Genomic DNA, 18,420 nt, shown 5'->3' with positions numbered 1-18,420 from the left:
CGCCACCACCCCTTGCCGTCGTGGCCCATGCAGGCGGCCAATGACCTGTCCGCGGGCATGACCTGCCCGGTCGTGCCCTGACCTGGCCTGATCTGCTCCGGCTCACCCGGACCGATGCATCGATTCGCCTCCGACGGTTGGTTCGCCGCTCGGAGCGCAGGATGGAGGTATGGAGCTACGCATCTTCACCGAGCCCCAGCAAGGGGCTTCCTACGACACCCTTCTGAAGGTCGCCAAAGCTACTGAGGACCTCGGCTTCGACGCGTTCTTCCGTTCGGACCACTACCTGCGGATGGGCACTGTCGACGGGCTGCCGGGACCGACGGACGCCTGGATCACACTGGCGGGCCTGGCGCGCGAGACCAAGCGCATCCGCCTCGGGACGCTCATGACGGCGGGCACCTTCCGGCTGCCGGGCGTGCTGGCCATCCAGGTGGCTCAGGTCGACCAGATGTCCGGCGGCCGGGTCGAGCTCGGCCTCGGTGCCGGCTGGTTCGAGGAGGAGCACAAGGCTTACGGCATTCCGTTCCCCAAGGAGAAGTTCGCACGGCTGGAGGAACAGCTGGCGATCGTCACCGGCCTGTGGGCCACCGAAGCAGGAAAGGAGTTCAATTACGACGGAAACCATTACCGGCTGGAGAATTCGCCCGCGCTGCCCAAGCCCGCTCAGGGCAAGGTGCCGGTGCTGGTCGGCGGCCACGGTGCGACGCGTACACCGCGGCTGGCGGCCCAGTACGCCGACGAGTTCAACATTCCCTTTGCCTCGCTCGAAGACAGCGAGCGCCAGTTCGGACGGGTGCGGGCGGCCGCTGAAGCCGCCGGGCGCAAGGGCGATGAGCTGGTGTACTCCAACGCCCTCGTGGCCTGCGTCGGCAGGGACGATGCCGAGGTGGCGCGCCGGGCCGCGGCCATAGGGCGGAACGTGGACGAGCTGAAGGCCAACGGCCTTGCGGGCTCGCCCGCCGAGGTCGTCGACAAGATCGGGCGCTACGCCGCCATCGGAGCGTCCCGCGTCTACCTGCAGATGCTGGACCTGGACGATCTCGACCACCTCGAGCTGATCTCGGCGCAGGTGCAGTCGCAGTTGAGGTGAGGAGAGAGGGGCAGAGAAGAGCGGGGGTGAACCGGGCTGAGGGGAGAAGAGGCGGACTGAGCTGAGAGGAGGGGGAGGCGGGAGGGGGAGGCGGGAGGGGGAGGGAGGGAGGGAGGGAGGGAGGGGGCCGGGCTGAGCTGTGATGAGGTGAGTTGACATCTGAGCCGACGACAGGCGGTGCTGCCGGAAAACCGGTGTGGATCGAGGCGTGCTACGGCAATACTCGGACGGGTGTTCCTGACGATCACCACCACCGGCAGCGCCGACCGTCCCGCGACCGACCTCGGTTTTCTGTTGCACAAGCACCCTGACAAGGTGCAGCAGTTCTCGACGTCGCACGGCACCGCGCACGTCCTCTACCCCGAGGCGGACGCTCAGCGCTGCACCGCCGCGCTGCTGTTGGAGGTCGACCCCATCGCCCTGGTGCGCCGGAGCCGTGGGAAGGGCCGTGGCGGCGCTCCGGATTCGGCGCTGGCGCAGTACGTGAACGACCGGCCGTACGCGGCATCGTCGCTGCTGGCGGTGGCGCTGAGCAGCGTCTTCGCCAGCGCGATGAAGGGGCAGTGCACGGCGCGGCCTGAACTGGTGACACAGGCGATGCCGCTGCGTATCGAGGTGCCGGTGCTACCCGCCCGGGGCGGCGCGGCGCTGGTGCGCAAGTTGTTCGAGCCGCTGGGCTGGGCGGTGCGGGCCGAGCCGCTGCCGCTGGACGAGACGTTCCCGGAATGGGGCGACTCGTGTTACGTACGGCTCGTGCTGGAAGGGGAGTGCCGGCTCGCCGAGGCGCTGCGACATCTGTATGTACTGCTGCCCGTACTGGACGACGCCAAGCACTACTGGGTCGCCCCGGACGAGGTCGACAAGTTGCTGCGGGCCGGCGAGGGCTGGCTGGAGGACCACCCGGAGCAGCGGGTGATCGTCGGGCGCTACCTTGCGCGGCGCTCGTCGCTCACGCGCCGGGCCATGGAGCGGCTGGAGTTGGAACGGCTGGCCGAGTCGGACGACGTGGCCGCCGAGGAGCTCGACAATGCGGTGGACGAGGAGGCGGACACCGAGGAGAAGCCGGTGCCGCTCGCCGTCCAGCGGCGGGAGGCGATCCTCACCGTGCTGCGCTCGGCCAAGGCGGCGCGTGTGCTCGACCTGGGATGCGGGCCGGGGCAGCTGGTCGGTGCGCTGCTCAAGGAAGGGCAGTTCACCGAGATCGTCGGCGTGGACGTGTCGATGCGGGCGCTGCACGAGGCGCGGCGCCGGCTGCGGCTGGACCGTGTGCCCGAGCGGCAGTCGGAGCGCGTACGCCTGCTGCAGGGGTCGCTGGCGTACACCGACAGCAGGCTGAAGGGTTATGACGCGGCGGTGCTCAGCGAGGTCGTCGAGCACGTCGATCTGCCGAGGCTCCCGGCGCTGGAGTATGCGGTGTTCGGGTCGGCCAGGCCACGGAACGTCGTGGTGACGACGCCGAACGTGGAGTACAACGTGCGCTGGGAGTCGCTGCCGGCCGGGCGGGTACGGCATGCGGACCACCGCTTCGAGTGGACGCGGGAGGAATTCCGGCGGTGGGCGCGGGAGGTCGCCGCGCGGCACGGCTACGAGGTGAGCTTCGCCCCGGTGGGCCCGGACGACCCCGAGGTCGGCCCGCCCACCCAGCTGGCGCACTTCCGGATGACTGATGAAGGCAGCAGTCATCGTGGGGGAGGCAGTCGTCGTGAGGACAGCAATCGTCGTGAGGGCAGCATCGGCGGCGGCAGCCGTGAAAGCTGCGGCAGCCGTGAAGAGGGCAGCGGTGAGGGCAGAGGCGCCGGGGAAGGCGGCGGCGCTTCGACGAGTGGGAAGGAGGTCGCGGTATGACGGACGACGGCCGTACGGAGTACGGGGACGAGAACCAGCGCGCGCACGACGACCGGCAGGAGGACAGGGCGCAGCAGGAGCACGAACCCGAGCCGCAGCTTCGCCCCGAGCCACAGCTTCGATCCGAGTCGCGGCCCCGGCCCGAGCCGGTGCGGCGGACGCTCGCCGTGCCCGACCTCTCGCTCGTGGTGCTGATCGGCGCCACCGGCTCCGGCAAATCCACCTTTGCCGCCCGGAACTTCCGGCCGACCGAGGTGCTCTCCTCCGACTTCTGCCGGGGGCTGGTCAGCGACGACGAGAACGACCAGAGCGCCAGCGGCGATGCGTTCGAGGTACTGCACTTCATCGCGGCCAAGCGGCTGGCCGCCGGGCGGCTGACGGTCGTGGACGCGACCAATGTGCAGTCCGAGGCGCGAGCCCAGCTGGTGCGGCTGGCCCGGGAGCACGACGTACTCCCGGTGGCGATCGTCCTGGACGTACCCGAGCAGGTCTGCGCCGCACGCAACGCGGGGCGAACCGACCGGGCCGGCCTGCCCCGCCGGGTCATTCAGCGCCACCAGCGTGAACTGCGTCGTTCCCTGCGGCACTTGGAGCGTGAGGGTTTCCGCAAGGTGCACCTCCTGCGGGGACCGGAGGAAGCGGAGGCGGCCGAGGTCGTCACGGAGCGGCGGTTCAACGATCTGCGGCATCTCACCGGCCCGTTCGACATCATCGGCGACATCCACGGCTGCCGTTCCGAGCTGGAGACCCTGCTCGGCAGGCTGGGCTATGCGCTGGTGCGCGACGGGCTCGGCCGGGCCGTGGACGCGGCACACCCCGAGGGCCGTACGGCGGTCTTCGTCGGTGACCTCGTCGACCGTGGGCCGGACAGCCCCGGGGTGCTGCGCCTGGTGATGGGCATGGTGGGAGTCGGGCATGCGCTGTGCGTATCGGGCAACCACGAGAACAAGCTCGGCCGCCACCTCAAGGGCCGCAAGGTCCAGCACACCCATGGGCTCGCCGAGACCATCGCGCAACTGGAGAGGGAGGACGCCGCCTTCCGCGCCGAGGCCGGGGAGTTCATCCACGGGCTGGTCAGCCACTACGTCCTGGACGGTGGCGGACTCGTGGTCTGCCATGCCGGGCTGCCGGAGAAGTACCACGGCCGGACGTCCGGGCGGGTGCGGTCCTTCGCGCTGTACGGCGACACGACAGGCGAGACCGACGAGTTCGGCCTGCCGGTGCGCTACCCGTGGGCCGAGGACTACCGCGGCCGCGCCGCCGTCGTCTACGGCCACACGCCCACCCCGCGTGCCAACTGGCTCAACAACACCCTCTGTCTGGACACCGGTTGTGTCTTCGGCGGGGCGATGACCGCGCTGCGCTGGCCGGAGCGCGAGCTGGTGGACGTACCGGCGGAGCGGGTCTGGTACGAGCCCGTCAAACCGCTTGCCGCCGAGGCGCCCGGCGGGGCGGACGGCCGTCCGCTCGATCTGAACGATGTGGCGGGGCGGCGGATCGTGGAGACCCGGTACATGGGCCGGCTCGCGGTCAAGGAGGAGAACGCCGCGGCCGCGCTGGAGGTGATGAGCCGCTTCGCGATCGACCCGCGGCTGCTGCCGTACCTTCCGCCGACGATGGCGCCCTGCGCGACCTCGACGGAGGACGGCTACCTGGAGCACCCCGCGGAGGCGTTCGCCGGGTACCGCGCGGACGGCGTGCGGGACGTGGTGTGCGAGGAGAAGCACATGGGGTCGCGGGCGGTGGTCCTGGTGTGCCGCGACGAGACGGGGGCCGAGGAGGGCTTCGGGGTGCCGAAGGGGGCGTCGGGCGCTCTGTACACCCGTACCGGCCGGCCGTTCTTCCACGACCCGGAGATGACCGAGCGCATCCTGCGGCGGGTGCGGGACTGCGCCGAGGAGGCCGGTCTGTGGGCCGAGCTGGAGACCGACTGGCTGCTGCTGGATGCCGAGTTGATGCCGTGGTCGCTGAAGGCGACGGGGCTGCTGCGCAACCAGTACGCGGCCGTGGGAGCGGCGTCCGGGGCCGCGTTCCCGGGTGTGCTCGGTGCGCTGGAGGCGGCGGCCGCCCGAGGGGTGGAGGTGTCTCCACTGCTCGCCCGGCAGCGGGACCGGGCCGCGGACGCCGCGGCCTTCACGGAGGCGTACCGGCGCTACTGCTGGCGTGTCGGGGCGGAGCCGGAGGGCCCGGCGGGCCCGGACGATCCGACGGGCTCGGTGGACCCGACGGACCGGGCCGCCCCGACGGACCCGGTGGACCAGACGGACCGAACGGACGCCGCCGATGCGTCGGATGAAGCACCCGCCGTGGCGACCTCGCGCGGCGGTGAGGCGGCGCTCGCCGAGGGGGACCTTCGCGGCGACGAGGCAGCACCCGCCGAAGGGAACCCGCACAGCGACGACGCACCGCTCGCCGAGGGGGTCCCGCGTACCGAAGACGCGCCGCACGCTGCGGTCGTCCGGCCCGCCCCCGCGGCCTCCGACCGGTTCGCCGGGCTCGGTGAACTGGACGGTGTGCGGCTCGCGCCGTTCCAGATTCTCGCGGTGCAGGGCCGCAGCCTTGCCGGGCTGGCGCACACCGAGCAGCTGGCCCTGATCGACCGGCTCATCGCGGCGGAGGGCGCGGTGACGGCCCGGGACGGCACGGCGGCCGGCGGCGGCCCGGACCGGCCCGGTCTGCTCGCCACCACCCGGCGGATCATCGTCGACACCGAGGACGAGTCGTCGGTCGCGGCCGGCACCGCCTGGTGGCTGGAGCTGACCGCCGACGGTGGCGAGGGCATGGTGGTCAAGCCGGTTCGGGCGCTGATACGGCAGGACGACGGACGGCTCGTCCAGCCGGGCGTCAAGTGCCGTGGCCGCGAGTACCTGCGGATCGTCTACGGACCGGAGTACACCCGCCCGGAGAACCTCCAGCGCCTGCGGAGCCGTCATCTGGGCCACAAGCGCTCGCTGGCCCTGCGCGAGTACGCACTGGGTCTGGAGGCGCTCGACCGGCTGGCGGACGGCGAACCGCTGTGGCGGGTGCACGAGGCGGTCTTCGCGGTGCTCGCGCTGGAGTCGGAGCCGGTCGACCCGCGGTTGTAGACGGTGGACCCGCGTTTGCAGCCGGTGGAGCGCGGTTGCAGAGGGGGCGAAGTGGCGTACGGGTCGTGGGGGAGAAGTACCCCCGGCCCGTCACGCCGTCCGCCCCGGGCGACCCGACATCCTCCGACTCCCTCCGCGGAGCCGTCGGAGCGGCCAAGATGGGTGGATGGGATTCCAAGTCGACTCCGAGGCCGGGCGGCTGCGCCGGGTCATCCTGCACCGCCCCGATCTGGAGCTGAAGCGGCTCACGCCCTCGAACAAGGACGCTTTGCTCTTCGATGACGTGTTGTGGGTGCGCCGGGCGCGGGCCGAGCACGACGGGTTCGCGGATGTGCTCCGCGACCGGGGTGTGGAGGTGCACCTCTTCGGGGACCTGCTCGCCGAGAGCCTGCAGATCCCCGAGGCGCGGAAGCTGGTCCTCGACCGGGTCTTCGACGAGAAGGAATACGGGCCGCTGGCCACCGACCACCTGCGGGCGGCCTTCGACGAGCTGCCGGTGCCGGATCTGGTGGAAGCGCTGGTCGGCGGCATGACCAAGCGGGAGTTCCTGGAACGCCATGCCGAGCCGACCTCGGTCCGCTTCCATGTGATGGATCTCGACGACTTCCTGCTGGGCCCGCTGCCCAACCACCTCTTCACCCGCGATACCTCCGCCTGGATCTACGACGGGGTCTCGATCAACTCGATGCGCTGGCCGGCCCGGCAGCGCGAGACCATGCACTACGAGGCGATCTACCGCCACCACCCGCTCTTCCGCGACCAGGACTTCCACGTCTGGTCGGAGGGGCAGGCGGACTTCCCCTCGACCATCGAGGGCGGCGACGTCCTGGTGATGGGCAGCGGCGCGGTGCTGATCGGGATGAGTGAACGGACCACTCCGCAGGCCGTGGAGCTGCTGGCGCGGGGCTTGTTCGCGGCGGGTTCGGCGCGCACGATCGTGGCGCTCGACATGCCCAAGCGCCGGGCCTTCATGCATCTCGACACCGTCATGACCATGATCGACGGGGATACCTTCACCCAGTACGAGGGGCTGGGGATGCTCCGCTCGTACACCATCGAGCCGGGCTCGGGCGATCAGGATCTCAAGGTCACCGATCATCCGCCGGAGCATATGCACCGCGCCATAGCGGCCGCGCTGGGCCTGTCCGACATCCGGGTGCTGACCGCGACCCAGGATGTGCACTCGGCCGAGCGTGAGCAGTGGGACGACGGCTGCAATGTGCTGGCGGTGGAGCCGGGCGTGGTGGTGGCGTACGAGCGCAATGTCACCACGAACACCTTTCTCCGCAAGCGCGGCATCGAGGTGATCACCATTCCGGGGAGCGAGCTGGGGCGCGGACGCGGTGGGCCGCGCTGTATGAGCTGCCCGGTGGCGAGGGACGCGGTGTCGGGGGCAGCCTGAGCGTGACCCCGGATCCGTCCCGGGAGCGCGACTCGGTATCCCTTCCCGGGAGCGGGAACCGGTTCCGTGTACGGGAGCGGGGCCCGGCTCCCGTACACGGGAGGCGCCGGCCGTATGGGGCGGTGGCTCCGTATAGGGATACGGAAGTGTGTATACACTTCCGGGGTCTGAGTCCGTCCCGACTGCCGCGAACCAGGAGCCCACCCATGGCGATAGATCTCACGGGCCGCCACTTCCTCAAGGAGCTGGACTTCAGCGCCGAGGAGTTCCGCCGACTGATCGACCTGGCGGCCGAGCTGAAAGCGGCCAAGCGCGCCGGCACCGAGGTGCCTCGTCTCCAGGGCAGGAACATCGCCCTGATCTTCGAGAAGACCTCGACCCGGACCCGCTGCTCCTTCGAGGTCGCGGCCGCGGACCAGGGTGCCTCGACCACGTACCTGGACCCGGCCGGCTCGCAGATCGGGCACAAGGAGTCGGTGAAGGACACCGCCCGGGTGCTGGGCCGGATGTTCGACGGTATCGAGTTCCGCGGGAGCCGGCAGTCGGACGTGGAGGAGCTGGCGGCCCACGCCGGAGTGCCCGTCTTCAACGGACTGACCGACGACTGGCACCCGACCCAGATGCTCGCGGACGTGCTGACCATGGTCGAACACGGCGGGGGCCGCCCACTGGCCGAGACCGCCTTCGCCTACCTCGGCGACGCCCGCAACAACATGGGCAACTCCTACCTCGTCACCGGCGCCCTGCTCGGCATGGACGTACGGATCGTCGCGCCCCGGCAGCTCTGGCCCGAGGAGACGGTGGTCGCCCGGGCGAAGTCGCTCGCCGAGACGAGTGGCGCCCGCATCACCCTCACCGAGGACGTCGCCGAGGGCGTGCGCGGCGCGGACTTCGTGACCACCGACGTCTGGGTCTCCATGGGCGAGCCCAAGGAGGTGTGGGACGAGCGGATCGCGCTGCTCGCCCCGTACGCGGTGACCATGGACGTGCTGCGCGCGACCGGCAAGCCGGACGTGAAGTTCCTGCACTGTCTGCCCGCGTACCACGACCTCGGCACCGCGGTCGGCCGGGAGATCCACGCCCGGCACGGGCTGTCCTCGCTGGAGGTCACCGACGAGGTCTTCGAGTCCGCGCACTCCGTCGTCTTCGACGAGGCGGAGAACCGGATGCACACGATCAAGGCGGTGCTGGTCGCGACGCTCGCCCGGTAGTCCCGGGTGACGGCGCCCTGCCTCCGCCCGGCCACCGTCACTGCTGTCGGCATCAGCGCCGGCGGGGGCGCCGCCTCTCGGGAAGGGTGAACCAGACGGCCTTGCCGCGCGGCGTGGGGCGGCAGCCGGAGGCATGGCTGAGGGACCGGACCAGCAGCAGTCCCCGACAGTGGTCCTGGCCGTGGCCGTGGCCGTGGCCGTGGCCGTGGCCGTGGTCGGGGCCCTGGCCAGGGTCTTGGCCATCGGCATGGTCAGGGCTCGGGTCGCAGCGGCTCGGGCCGGCGCCGTCGATACGGTGCGGGGCGGGGGCGCTGTCGGCACGGGCACGGGGAGGGCCACCGGGATCGGCGTCGGCGTCCGCGCCCCCGTCCACTTCAGCGTCCACTTGCATCTTCACGTCGACGTCCGAGGCGGCGTCCGCCCCGACGCCCCCGTGCCCGTCCGCCCCGACGTCCCCGCCCCCGTCCACGCCGACGCCGTCGTCCCGCTCGGCGTGACGGGCCCCGCCGACGTCATCCGTCCCGTCCCGACGCTCCTCGTTGCGCCCGGCAGGCTCGGTGCCGTCCGTTTCGTCAGTGTCCCGGGCCCGCCCGCCGCGCTCCGTGCGCTGCATCGGGAGGTGGCCGTCGTCGGTGGGGAGCCCGCCCACCGTGTGCTCCCGCGCCCGGGGACCGTCCCCTGCGCGGTCCTGCGCGTCACGACCGTCCGTCGCGCGACCTCCCGCCTGGTGCCCGTCCGCCGCGCCATGCCCCTCCGCCGTACGGCAGGGCGCGGGCCCGGGACCAGGACCAGGTCCCGGGCCGGAACTAGTCCCCGCTCCGGAACCAGGCCCCGGACCGGAATCAGGACCGTGACCGGGCCCGCCAAGGGCCTCGCCCCCGATCGGCACCCCCACCAGTCCCGGTCCGTCCGGATCCATCGCGGGCGGGGGGCTGCCCAGCCCCCCGACGAGCAGGGGGTCGCCGTCGTGCACCTCGATCCGGCAGCCGGTCGTCCGCAGTTCCACCACCAGCTCGATGGGATCCGCATCGCGGGTGTGCCGCAGGGCGTTGGTGACCAGTTCGGCGGTCAGCAGCTGCGCGGTGGTGCGGTCGGCCGTGGCCCGGAGGTCCTGCATGGCGGTTCTGACCATCGCGCGGGCGATGGGGACGGCGGTAGGGCTGCGCGGCAGTGTGATGCGCCAGGTCGAGGTGGCGGGCGGTTCCAGCATGCCGGTGCGTTCCGTTCACAGAAGGCCGGGTCGGATACCCGAGGCCGGACGGGATACGTCCACGCTAGGGAGTGCGGGGGTGCCCGGGGCAGGGGCGAGCGGCCAGGAAGGGCATGACCTAAGTCATCCGGCGGCCGGGACCTTCGACCGGCCCCCGGCCCGCTCTGCCGGGGCGCCACCGGCCTGCCGCTCCCGCCCGCTCTGCCGCGGCGCCACCGGCCTCCCCCCGCCCCCTCTCCGCCGCGGGCGCCACCGGCCCGCCACGCCGCTATCGCGTCCTCGTGACGACAGTCATGAATCGGTGATAACTTCGACAGGGCATCCGGAACACCATCCACCCGGCCGGTCGGCCAAAGGGGGCAGGCAGCCCGATGAGCCCGTTCGCAGGATCAGCCCGCAGCACAGAGGCCTGGCAACACATCCGCGTGACCAGGAAGGACGGGATCGCCACCGTCACGCTGGCGCGCCCGGACAAACTCAATGCGCTCACCTTCGAGGCCTACGCCGACCTCCGTGACCTGCTCGCGGAGCTGTCCAGGGAGCGTTCCGTACGTGCCCTGGTGCTCGCGGGGGAGGGGCGCGGCTTCTGCTCCGGCGGGGACGTCGACGAGATCATCGGCGCCACCCTGGGCATGGACACCGCACAGCTCCTGGACTTCAACCGGATGACCGGGCAGGTCGTCCGGGCGGTGCGGGAGTGCCCGTTCCCGGTGATCGCGGCGGTGCACGGGGTCGCGGCCGGAGCGGGCGCGGTGCTCGCGCTGGCCGCCGACTTCCGCGTCGCCGACCCGTCCGCCCGCTTCGCCTTCCTCTTCACCAAGGTCGGGCTCTCCGGCGGTGACATGGGCGCGGCCTATCTGCTGCCCCGCGTGATCGGCCTCGGTCATGCCACCCGGCTGCTGATGCTCGGCGACGCCGTCCGGGCGCCGGAGGCCGAACGGCTCGGCCTGATCAGCGAACTGGCCGACGAGGGCCGGGCCGACGAGGCCGCCGCGGCGCTCGCCCGACGGCTCGCCGAGGGGCCCGCGCTGGCGCACGCCCAGACCAAGGCGCTGCTCACCGCGGAGCTCGACATGCCGCTGGCCGCCGCCGTGGAAATGGACGCTGCCACCCAGGCGCTGCTGATGAACAGCGCCGACTACGCGGAATTCCACGCCGCTTTCACGGAGAAGCGGACGCCCAAGTGGCAGGGGAAATAGGCATGCGGGTCGCCGTCATCGGCGGGGGGCCGGGCGGGCTGTACGCCGCGGTCCTCCTCAAACGCCTCGACCCCACCCGCGAGATCACCGTCTGGGAGCGCAACGCGCCCGACGACACCTTCGGCTTCGGTGTGGTGCTCTCCGACGAGACCCTCGGCGGTATCGAGCACGCCGACCCGGAGGTCTACCGCGCCCTCCAGGCGGAGTTCGTCCGCTGGGACGACATCGACATCGTCCACCGCGGCCGCACGCTGACCTCAGGCGGGCACGGTTTCGCGGCGCTGGGGCGGCGCCGACTGCTGGCCGTGCTCCACCGGCGCTGCCGCGACCTCGGCATCGAACTGCGCTTTCGCACCGAGGCCCCGCCCGCCGCCGAGCTGGCGCGCGCGTACGACCTGGTGATCGCCGCCGACGGGGTGCACAGCGCGACCCGCACGGCACATGCCGACGCCTTCCGCCCCCGGCTGACCACCCACCGCTGCCGCTACATCTGGCTCGCCGCCGACTTCGCCTTCGACGCCTTCCGCTTCGAGATCGCCGAGACCGAGCACGGCGTCGCACAGCTCCACGCCTACCCCTTCGCCGGCCCGTCGTCCGCCGGGCACCCCGGGGCGCGGCCCTCCGGGACGGCGGACGGCACGCTCGGGGCCAGCACGGTCATCGTCGAGATGCGCGAGGAGGTCTGGCGGTCGGCCGGACTCGACCGCTGTGATGAGCGCGAGTCGGCGGAGTGGTGCGCCAAGGTCTTCACCGACGCCCTGGGCGGCCGGTCGCTGCGCTCCAACAACTCCAGCTGGATCGCCTTCCGTACGGTCGTCAACGACCGCTGGTCGTACGGCAATACGGTGCTGCTCGGCGACGCGGCGCACACCGCGCACTTCTCCATCGGCTCGGGCACCAAGCTCGCCGTCGAGGACGCCCTCGCGCTGGCGGCCTGCCTCCAGGAGCAGCCCGACACCGCCAGTGCCCTGGCCGCGTACGAGGAGGAGCGCCGCCCGGTGGTCGCCTCCACCCAGCGTGCCGCCCGCGCCAGCCTCGCCTGGTTCGAGGAGCTGGCCACGTACCTGGACCAGCCGCCCCACCAGTTCGCCTTCAACCTCCTCACCCGCAGCCGCCGCGTCACCCACGACAACCTGCGGCTGCGCGACGCGGGATTCGTCGCCGCCGTCGAGAAGGAGGCGGGCACCCCGGCCGCCACTCCCCCCATGTTCACGCCGTTCCGGCTGGGGGAGCTGACGCTGCGCAACCGGGTCGTGGTCTCGCCGATGGACATGTACTCCGCGCAGGACGGCGACGGCACCCCCGGCGACTTCCACCTCGTCCACCTCGGAGCCCGCGCGCTGGGCGGCGCCGGTCTGGTGATGACGGAGATGGTGTGCGTCAGCCCCGAGGGGCGGATCACCCCGGGCTGTACGGGGCTCTACGCGCCGGAGCACGAGACGGCCTGGCGCCGGGTCACCGACTTCGTCCACACCTCCGCACCCGGCACCGCCATCGGCGTCCAGCTCGGCCACTCCGGCCGCAAGGGCTCGACCCGGCTGATGTGGGAGGGCATCGACCAGCCGCTCCGGGACGGCAACTGGCCGGTCGTGGCACCCTCCGAACTGCCCTACCGCGCCGGCGTCAACCAGATCCCGCATGCGTTGTCGGAAGCCGAACTGGGTACGGTCCGCGAGCAGTTCGTCCGGTCCGCCGAGTCCGCCGCGCGGGCGGGCTTCGACCTCCTCGAACTCCACTGTGCCCACGGCTACCTGCTCTCCGGCTTCCTCTCGCCGCTCACCAACCAGCGCACCGACGCCTATGGCGGCGATCTCGCCGGCCGGCTGCGGTTCCCGCTGGAGGTCTTCGACGCGGTCCGGGCCGTGTGGCCGGCCGGTCGCCCGATGACGGTCCGTATCTCCGCGACCGACTGGGCGGAGGGCGGCACCACCGCGGACGACGCGGTGGCGATCGCGCGGGCCTTCGCCGAGCACGGCGCCGATGCCCTCGACGTGTCCACCGGCCAGGTCGTCCCCGACGAACGCCCCGACTACGGCCGCTCGTACCAGACCCCGTTCGCCGACCGGATCCGCAACACCCTCGGCGTGCCGGTCATGGCGGTCGGCGCCATCTCCTCCTGGGACGACGTCAACTCCCTGGTACTGGCCGGGCGCGCGGACCTGTGCGCACTGGCCAGACCGCATCTGTACGACCCGCACTGGACGCTGCACGCCGCCGCGGAACAGGGGTACGCGGGGCCGGGCGCTCCCTGGCCGCTGCCGTATCAAGCGGGCAGCCGCACCCCGCCCACCGGACGTACCGACGCGCCGAAGCCCCGCCTCACGCTGCGGTGACGGGGAGGCACGGGCAGCGGGGCGGGGCCGATCAGGGGCCTGCCGGGCAGGTATGCGGCGGCAGGCGGAGCGGTCCGTCGGGAGAATCGAGGGGCCGGCGAGGGAGGCGGTCCGGGAGGGGCGGTCCGGTGCGGACGGCCGGTCGGGCAGCGGGCGGGCCGGTGCGCGGGCCGGTCAGGACGACGTCGGTACGCAGCCGATCTGTGCCGTGACCACCGGCTTGCCGTGCTGTTCGACGGCGACCTCGACCTCTCGGCGGTCGCCGTCGGTGCGGTCCGTGGTCCGGGCCTGTACCCAGGTAGGGGCGTCGAGTTCGGCGTAGCGCTCGAAGGAGCAGTCCATCGACACCGGCACGGTGAAGCCGGGCGTGGCGGCCTGCGCGGCCTGGCGGGCGGCCTCGATCATCAGCATGCCGGGCGCGTGGTCCACGGGGTGATCGAAGAGCACCGGGTGCGAGGTGTCCACCCGGAGCTGCCAGTGGGCGGCGCGGTCGGTGGGGGAGAGCACCACATCGCGGTCGTGTTCCCGGGCGACCAGGTGCGGGGCGATGGCCTGTGGCAGCGGCAGTTTCCGGGAGTAGGCGAAGGCCACGTCGCCGTAATCGCCGCGCAGCCTGCGGTAGACGGCAGGGCTGTGGCAGGAGTAGATGAGCGTCGCGGAGGCCAGGTCCTCCCCGTCGCACCGGATCCGGAATTCCTGATGGGCGCTGACCAGGCGGGTGCCGCGGTGGACCATGTCGCGGTCGGTGACGTGCAGTTCGACCTCGGCCGGCTGCTCCGCGGCGCGCAGCGCCCGCGTCGTGAGGTCGTAGCGGACCCGCTGCCAGATGATCGGGTGGTCGAGCGGCACCCGATGCGCGACATGGCTCAGTAATATCCCGGACTGCCGGATGGTCTCTATCAGCAGTATGGGGTCGTGCAGCCCGTGGGCCGGACCGTAGAAGGTGTGGGCGCGCGGCCACTGGGCGCTGACCACCCAGCCGTCCTCGGCGCGCTGCCAGTTGGTCAGGAAGACCTCGGACAGGGCGACGCGGTGGACGTACTCGCGCGGCACGGTCGTGGTGAGCTCCGACGGTCCGTTTCCGTCGGCGCACCGGCCTCCGATGTCGTGGCGCTGAGCGCGCGAGTACGGCGTGAGCGTGGCGCCGGCCATAGGTCTTTCCTTTCTGCTGTGCGACTCGGAGCGTCCTTGCGGGCCGAGCCTTGGTGGCGGACTCAATAAGATACGGACCGTGTGGTTTGTTTTTTGGATGCCGAGCGGGCCGTGACCCGCCGGGGCGGTGGGGGAGAGGCGTCAGACCGAAACCTTCACACAGCGGCCCTGCGGGTCCAGGTGGCCCAGCGCGCCGGGCGCCGCGAGGCCGGGGAGCGTGTGCTTCCACAGGGTCGTGACGCGCTCCGGGAGGTCGGCGCGGTTGGTCGCGGCCCGCGAGAACAACTGCACCCCCATGTAGGCGGCGACGAAGAACTCGGCCGCCCGGTCCGGTGCCACGCCGGGCAGCAGCTCGCCGTTGTCCCGGGCCTCGGAGAACATCGTGGTGATGATGTCGGTCCAGGCCTGGTACGGCACGAGCGGGTTCTCGCTGAAGGTCGTCTCGACCGCGATACGGGTGCCGGCCTGCAGCAACGGGTCGCTGCGCAGGGCCAGCGCCACCTGGTGGGTGAAATCGATGGCGTCCTGCAGCCGGGACTCGCTGACTTGCGGCAGGAACGGATCCGTCTGCTCCGTTATCACCGCGCGGGCCAGTGCGTCCTTGGACGTGAAGTGGAAGTACACGGCTCCCTTGGTGACCCCGGCGCGCTGGATGATCTCGGCCATCGTGGCGGCCTGGTACCCGCGGGTGCCGATGACATGGGCCGCTGCTTCGAGGACGGCGCGTCGGGTGCGCACTGCGCGTTCCTGCTTGACCACCGATCATCCTCCGTATGCTCTCTTGGAGTTGTTGTACCTGAGTGCGACCCGCCGCCCGTGGCCGCGCAGTCTATTTCCGCATCATAAAGAAGCCAACCATGCGGTATTGAGTTGTGCGGACCCCGGCGGGGAGCCCGATGGGGCATGTCCGGCGCCGTGAACCGGTGCGGCGCCGATGAGCACTACGAGCGCGAGGAGCTGTCCGATGCCCCCCACCGTCGTCCCCGCCATACCCGCCGTGCACCGTGAGGTCCGGCTCGCCGACCGCGCCGAAGGTGAACTGACGGTAGGTCATTTCACCATCGCCGAGGTGCCCGTGCCGGAACCGGAGCCGGGTCAGGTGCTGGTGCGTACCCGTGTGATGGCGGTGACCGCGGCGATGCGGACCCAGATGGCCGGAATCCGGCTGCCAATGGCCTCATTTGTGCCGGGTGAGGCGCTGTGGGGCTCCGCGGTCGGCGAGGTGGTGGCGGCGCCCGGCGGTGGCTTCACCCCCGGCGAGCTGGTGCATCATCCCTACGGCTGGCGGGAGTTCGCGGCCGTCGAGGAGTCGCGCGTACGGCGGCTGGATCCGGCGGAGCTGCCGACTCCCGCCGCGCATCTGTCGCAGGGGGCGACGGCCTGGGGCGCGCTGCGCCTGGCCGCCGAGGTGCGGCCGGGGGACACCGTTTTCGTCAGCGGGGCGGCGGGTGGCGTCGGCAGTCTGGCCGGGCAGCTGGCGCGGCGGCTGGGCGCGGGCCGGGTCGTCGGCAGCACCGGCTCGGAGCGCAAGGCGGCCCGGCTGCGCGCCGAGTTGGGGTACGACGACACGATCGTGCGCGGCGCCGGTCCGATCGAACGCCAGCTGCGCCGGGCGGCGCCGGGCGGGATCGACGTGCTGCTGGACACCGTGGGCGGCGAGCAGCTCTCGGCGGCGCTCGCGGTGGCCCGCCCCGATGCGCGGTTCGCGCTGGTCGGCGCGCTCTCCAGCCAACTGGGCGAGGGCGGAGTCCGGGGCGCGCCGGTGGAGCTGGACGCGGCGCTGATCATCACGCGGCGGGTGGCCCTGCGCGGCTTCGGTCTCCATGCGCACCCGGATCTGCCGCAGGCGTGGACCAAGGAGTTCGGGCAGGGCCTGCGGGAGGGCTCCCTGGTCTTCCCGCATGCCCTTCTGAAGGGGATCGAGCAGGCGCCGCGGGCGCTGTGCGAACTCGCGCAGGGGCGCCATATCGGGGCCGTGCTGGTCGAGTTGTGAGACCGCGGCGCCAGGGTCGCGGCGGGTGCGGTGGGTGAGGCCGGGCGGGCCGATCCGGATCAGCCCGCCGCCGGGATCTGCGTCGGCGCCGGGATGCCGACGGCGCAGACCTGTCCCGGCGCGGCCGGCAGCAGCGCCCAGAGTCCGACGACGGCCTCGCGGTCCCACCATGCCCGGTCCTCGCTGCCCAGATGCAGCAGGCCCACCACGAGCGAGGTCAACAGCTGCGCCGTGCGCCGGGGTTCGGTGTCCGAGGCGTGCGGTCCGGCCGGTCCACCCGTCCCGCACGTCACCGCCTTGTCGAGGAAGAGGGCGTACCAGCGCTGCTCCAGGGCGTAGATGCCGAGCCCCGGCGCGGTCTCCGGGCGCAACCGCAGTCCGGCGCGCAGCACGGCGTCCGACTCGACCCGGCCGAACAGCTCGACGGTGAAGTCCCGCACGGCGGTGGTCAGCGGCTCCGGGGAGCGGCTGAAGGCGTCCTCGATCTCCTGCAGGGTCGCGAGCGCGGCGTCCCGCACCGCGAGCGTGAGGTCGTCCTTGGACGTGAAGTGGAAGTAGAGAGCCCCTTTGCTCAGCCGGGCCCGTCGGCTGATCTCGACCATGCCCGCTGCGGGTACCCCCTTCTCCAGGAAGGTCTCTGCGGCCGAGCGGATGAGTGCCTGGCGGCTCTGGATGGCGCGATGCTGGGTGGGCACGGTGTCCGTCCCGTCTCTAGTACGGCTGCGAGCTCATTGCAGTCTACATAGAAAACCAACCATGCGGTTCTGTATGCTCCTCAGGAATGGCCAGAACTGACGTGCCCTGACGAGAAGACGGCGATCGGCCGCTCGGGAAGCGCCCCGGGGACTTTTGGCGCGCCGTGCCTCCAGTTTGGCCCCCGGTGGGGGTGTTGTCGACCCGTTAGAGGCGATAGGGGTCCATTGACAAACAGCGCAGACGGTTTTTAAATCTCCGAAGGCGGTAAACGGGACGGTCCCTTCCGTTGCGCCGCCTTGACGGTCGCGTACCGCCGCTGGACAGCGGTGCGCCATGGCGAGACCGCCGCTGCCCTCACCAGTCCTCGACCGCAGGCCGCCCAACCAGCCGAGCCAGCAACGTCACCCGAGCCCCTGCACCCCCATCGGAATCCGGAAAGGTCTCCAGCCATGCGCGTAGCAACGGAAGTCGAACGTCCCGTGAGAGGTGTACGGGGTGCCGGCGGTGAGACGATCAGGGCCGCCGTCTTCGATCTGGACGGCACCCTCGCCAACACCCTTCCCCCGATCAGCAAACTGCTGGTCAAGGTGGCCTCGGAACAGGGGTGTTCGGTGACCGCCCGGCAGGCCGCGGCCGCCATCGGCAAGCCGCCCGGCCCCGCCTTCGGCCGGCTGCTGGGCAAGCCCGAGGAGGACGGCCGGGTGCAGGCGGCCATCTCCCGCTACCGCGAGCTGTTCGCCTACGAAGTGCTGTGCCAGGGACCGCAGCTGCTCTTCCCCGGGGTGACCGCGGGACTGTCCGCGCTGCGCGCCCATGGCGTGGAGCTGGCAGTCGCCACGTCCAAGACCACCCGCAGCGCCGAGGCGCTGCTCGACGTCATGGGCATCCGCGATCTGGTCGGCCCGGTCATCGGCCAGGACATGGTCCGGCGCGGCAAGCCGCATCCGGAGATGGTGCTGCGGGCGGCGGGCCGGCTCGGTGTCGCGGCCTGGCAGAGCGCGTATGTGGGGGACATGAGGATGGCGGTCACCGCGCGCATGGAGCCGGTCGCGGTGACCTACGGCGTCGGCACGTTCGGCGAGCTCGCCGCGGTCGCCGGCACCCGGATGTGCAGCTCGTTCAAGGACGTGGTCTCCGTGATCGCCGCCGCCAGGCCGCGACCGGGCGTCGCCGTCGGGGCCCAGCAGCGCCGCCGCTGAG

At 71.8% G+C, this 18,420-nt stretch carries 12 protein-coding genes and 1 pseudogene; 9 read left to right on the top strand and 4 right to left on the bottom strand.

From position 1 onward, the window contains the following. Positions 1-169 precede the first annotated feature (169 nt). The 5 genes from Scani_RS01125 to argF all read left to right on the top strand — a co-directional run bounded on the left by Scani_RS01125 (position 170) and on the right by argF (position 8,637). Positions 170-1,093, top strand: a complete 924-nt coding sequence (locus tag Scani_RS01125; protein ID WP_159469076.1) for an LLM class F420-dependent oxidoreductase — start codon at positions 170-172, stop codon at positions 1,091-1,093. A 231-nt stretch (positions 1,094-1,324) separates the two neighbouring features. Then, positions 1,325-2,938 carry a 3' terminal RNA ribose 2'-O-methyltransferase Hen1 gene (locus tag Scani_RS01120; protein ID WP_159469074.1) on the top strand — a complete coding sequence of 538 codons (1,614 nt, stop codon included), beginning with the start codon at positions 1,325-1,327 and terminating at the stop codon, positions 2,936-2,938. Then, positions 2,935-6,024 (top strand): polynucleotide kinase-phosphatase, encoded by a 3,090-nt coding sequence (locus Scani_RS01115; protein ID WP_246295413.1) that lies wholly within the window; start codon positions 2,935-2,937, stop codon positions 6,022-6,024. Before Scani_RS01120 ends, Scani_RS01115 begins: the two co-directional genes overlap by 4 nt. 166 nt (positions 6,025-6,190) lie before the next feature. Next, on the top strand, positions 6,191-7,426 hold the full coding sequence (locus Scani_RS01110) for an arginine deiminase (RefSeq protein ID WP_159469072.1): 1,236 nt from the start codon (positions 6,191-6,193) through the stop codon (positions 7,424-7,426). Between the two features lie 206 nt (positions 7,427-7,632). After that, a complete protein-coding gene (argF, locus tag Scani_RS01105; protein ID WP_159469070.1) occupies positions 7,633-8,637 on the top strand; it encodes an ornithine carbamoyltransferase in 1,005 nt (334 codons plus the stop codon). An 820-nt stretch (positions 8,638-9,457) separates the two neighbouring features. On the opposite strand, the pseudogene Scani_RS40565 reads toward argF, so the two are convergent. Further along, a pseudogene (locus tag Scani_RS40565) lies at positions 9,458-9,847 on the bottom strand (ATP-binding protein); the annotation flags it as partial. Positions 9,848-10,218: 371 nt separating this feature from the next. On the opposite strand from Scani_RS40565, the gene Scani_RS01095 reads away from it, so the two are divergent. After that, positions 10,219-11,046, top strand: coding sequence for an enoyl-CoA hydratase family protein (locus Scani_RS01095; RefSeq protein ID WP_159469068.1), 828 nt, complete (start codon positions 10,219-10,221; stop codon positions 11,044-11,046). A 2-nt stretch (positions 11,047-11,048) separates the two neighbouring features. Further along, complete coding sequence (locus Scani_RS01090; RefSeq protein WP_159469363.1) at positions 11,049-13,379, top strand: bifunctional salicylyl-CoA 5-hydroxylase/oxidoreductase; 2,331 nt, start codon at positions 11,049-11,051, stop codon at positions 13,377-13,379. 174 nt (positions 13,380-13,553) lie between these two features. On the opposite strand, the gene Scani_RS01085 is transcribed toward Scani_RS01090, so the two are convergent. Both Scani_RS01085 and Scani_RS01080 read right to left on the bottom strand, forming a co-directional pair. Next, a complete protein-coding gene (locus tag Scani_RS01085; RefSeq protein WP_159469066.1) occupies positions 13,554-14,531 on the bottom strand; it encodes a ScbA/BarX family gamma-butyrolactone biosynthesis protein in 978 nt (325 codons plus the stop codon). A 141-nt stretch (positions 14,532-14,672) separates the two neighbouring features. Continuing rightward, positions 14,673-15,269 carry a ScbR family autoregulator-binding transcription factor gene (locus Scani_RS01080; RefSeq protein ID WP_246295412.1) on the bottom strand — a complete coding sequence of 199 codons (597 nt, stop codon included), beginning with the start codon at positions 15,267-15,269 and terminating at the stop codon, positions 14,673-14,675. Between the two features lie 226 nt (positions 15,270-15,495). Between Scani_RS01080 and Scani_RS01075 the strand changes: the two genes are divergently transcribed. Next, on the top strand, positions 15,496-16,524 hold the full coding sequence (locus Scani_RS01075) for an MDR family NADP-dependent oxidoreductase (protein ID WP_159469062.1): 1,029 nt from the start codon (positions 15,496-15,498) through the stop codon (positions 16,522-16,524). A gap of 59 nt (positions 16,525-16,583) precedes the next feature. On the opposite strand, the gene Scani_RS01070 is transcribed toward Scani_RS01075, so the two are convergent. Next, the gene (locus Scani_RS01070; RefSeq protein WP_159469060.1) at positions 16,584-17,219 is read right to left on the bottom strand and encodes a TetR family transcriptional regulator; all 636 of its coding nucleotides are present in this window, start codon (positions 17,217-17,219) and stop codon (positions 16,584-16,586) included. Between the two features lie 480 nt (positions 17,220-17,699). Between Scani_RS01070 and Scani_RS01065 the strand changes: the two genes are divergently transcribed. Beyond that, the gene (locus tag Scani_RS01065) at positions 17,700-18,419 is read left to right on the top strand and encodes an HAD family hydrolase (protein WP_246295410.1); all 720 of its coding nucleotides are present in this window, start codon (positions 17,700-17,702) and stop codon (positions 18,417-18,419) included. Position 18,420: the final 1 nt, after the last annotated feature.

This window comes from Streptomyces caniferus, assembly GCF_009811555.1.
GTDB classification, from domain to species: domain Bacteria; phylum Actinomycetota; class Actinomycetes; order Streptomycetales; family Streptomycetaceae; genus Streptomyces; species Streptomyces caniferus.
Note: the sequence above shows the minus strand (reverse complement) of the source record. Positions and strands in the feature narration are given on the sequence as shown.

Excerpts from the sequence above, each read along its gene's own strand:
- Scani_RS01125 (WP_159469076.1), top strand. The coding sequence starts at position 170 with ATGGAGCTACGCATCTTCACCGAGCCCCAGCAAGGGGCTTCCTACGAC.
- Scani_RS01115 (WP_246295413.1), top strand. The coding sequence starts at position 2,935 with ATGACGGACGACGGCCGTACGGAGTACGGGGACGAGAACCAGCGCGCG.
- Scani_RS01110 (WP_159469072.1), top strand. The coding sequence starts at position 6,191 with ATGGGATTCCAAGTCGACTCCGAGGCCGGGCGGCTGCGCCGGGTCATC.
- argF (WP_159469070.1), top strand. The coding sequence starts at position 7,633 with ATGGCGATAGATCTCACGGGCCGCCACTTCCTCAAGGAGCTGGACTTC.
- Scani_RS01095 (WP_159469068.1), top strand. The coding sequence starts at position 10,219 with ATGAGCCCGTTCGCAGGATCAGCCCGCAGCACAGAGGCCTGGCAACAC.
- Scani_RS01090 (WP_159469363.1), top strand. The coding sequence starts at position 11,049 with ATGCGGGTCGCCGTCATCGGCGGGGGGCCGGGCGGGCTGTACGCCGCG.
- Scani_RS01085 (WP_159469066.1), bottom strand. The coding sequence starts at position 14,531 with ATGGCCGGCGCCACGCTCACGCCGTACTCGCGCGCTCAGCGCCACGAC.
- Scani_RS01075 (WP_159469062.1), top strand. The coding sequence starts at position 15,496 with ATGCCCCCCACCGTCGTCCCCGCCATACCCGCCGTGCACCGTGAGGTC.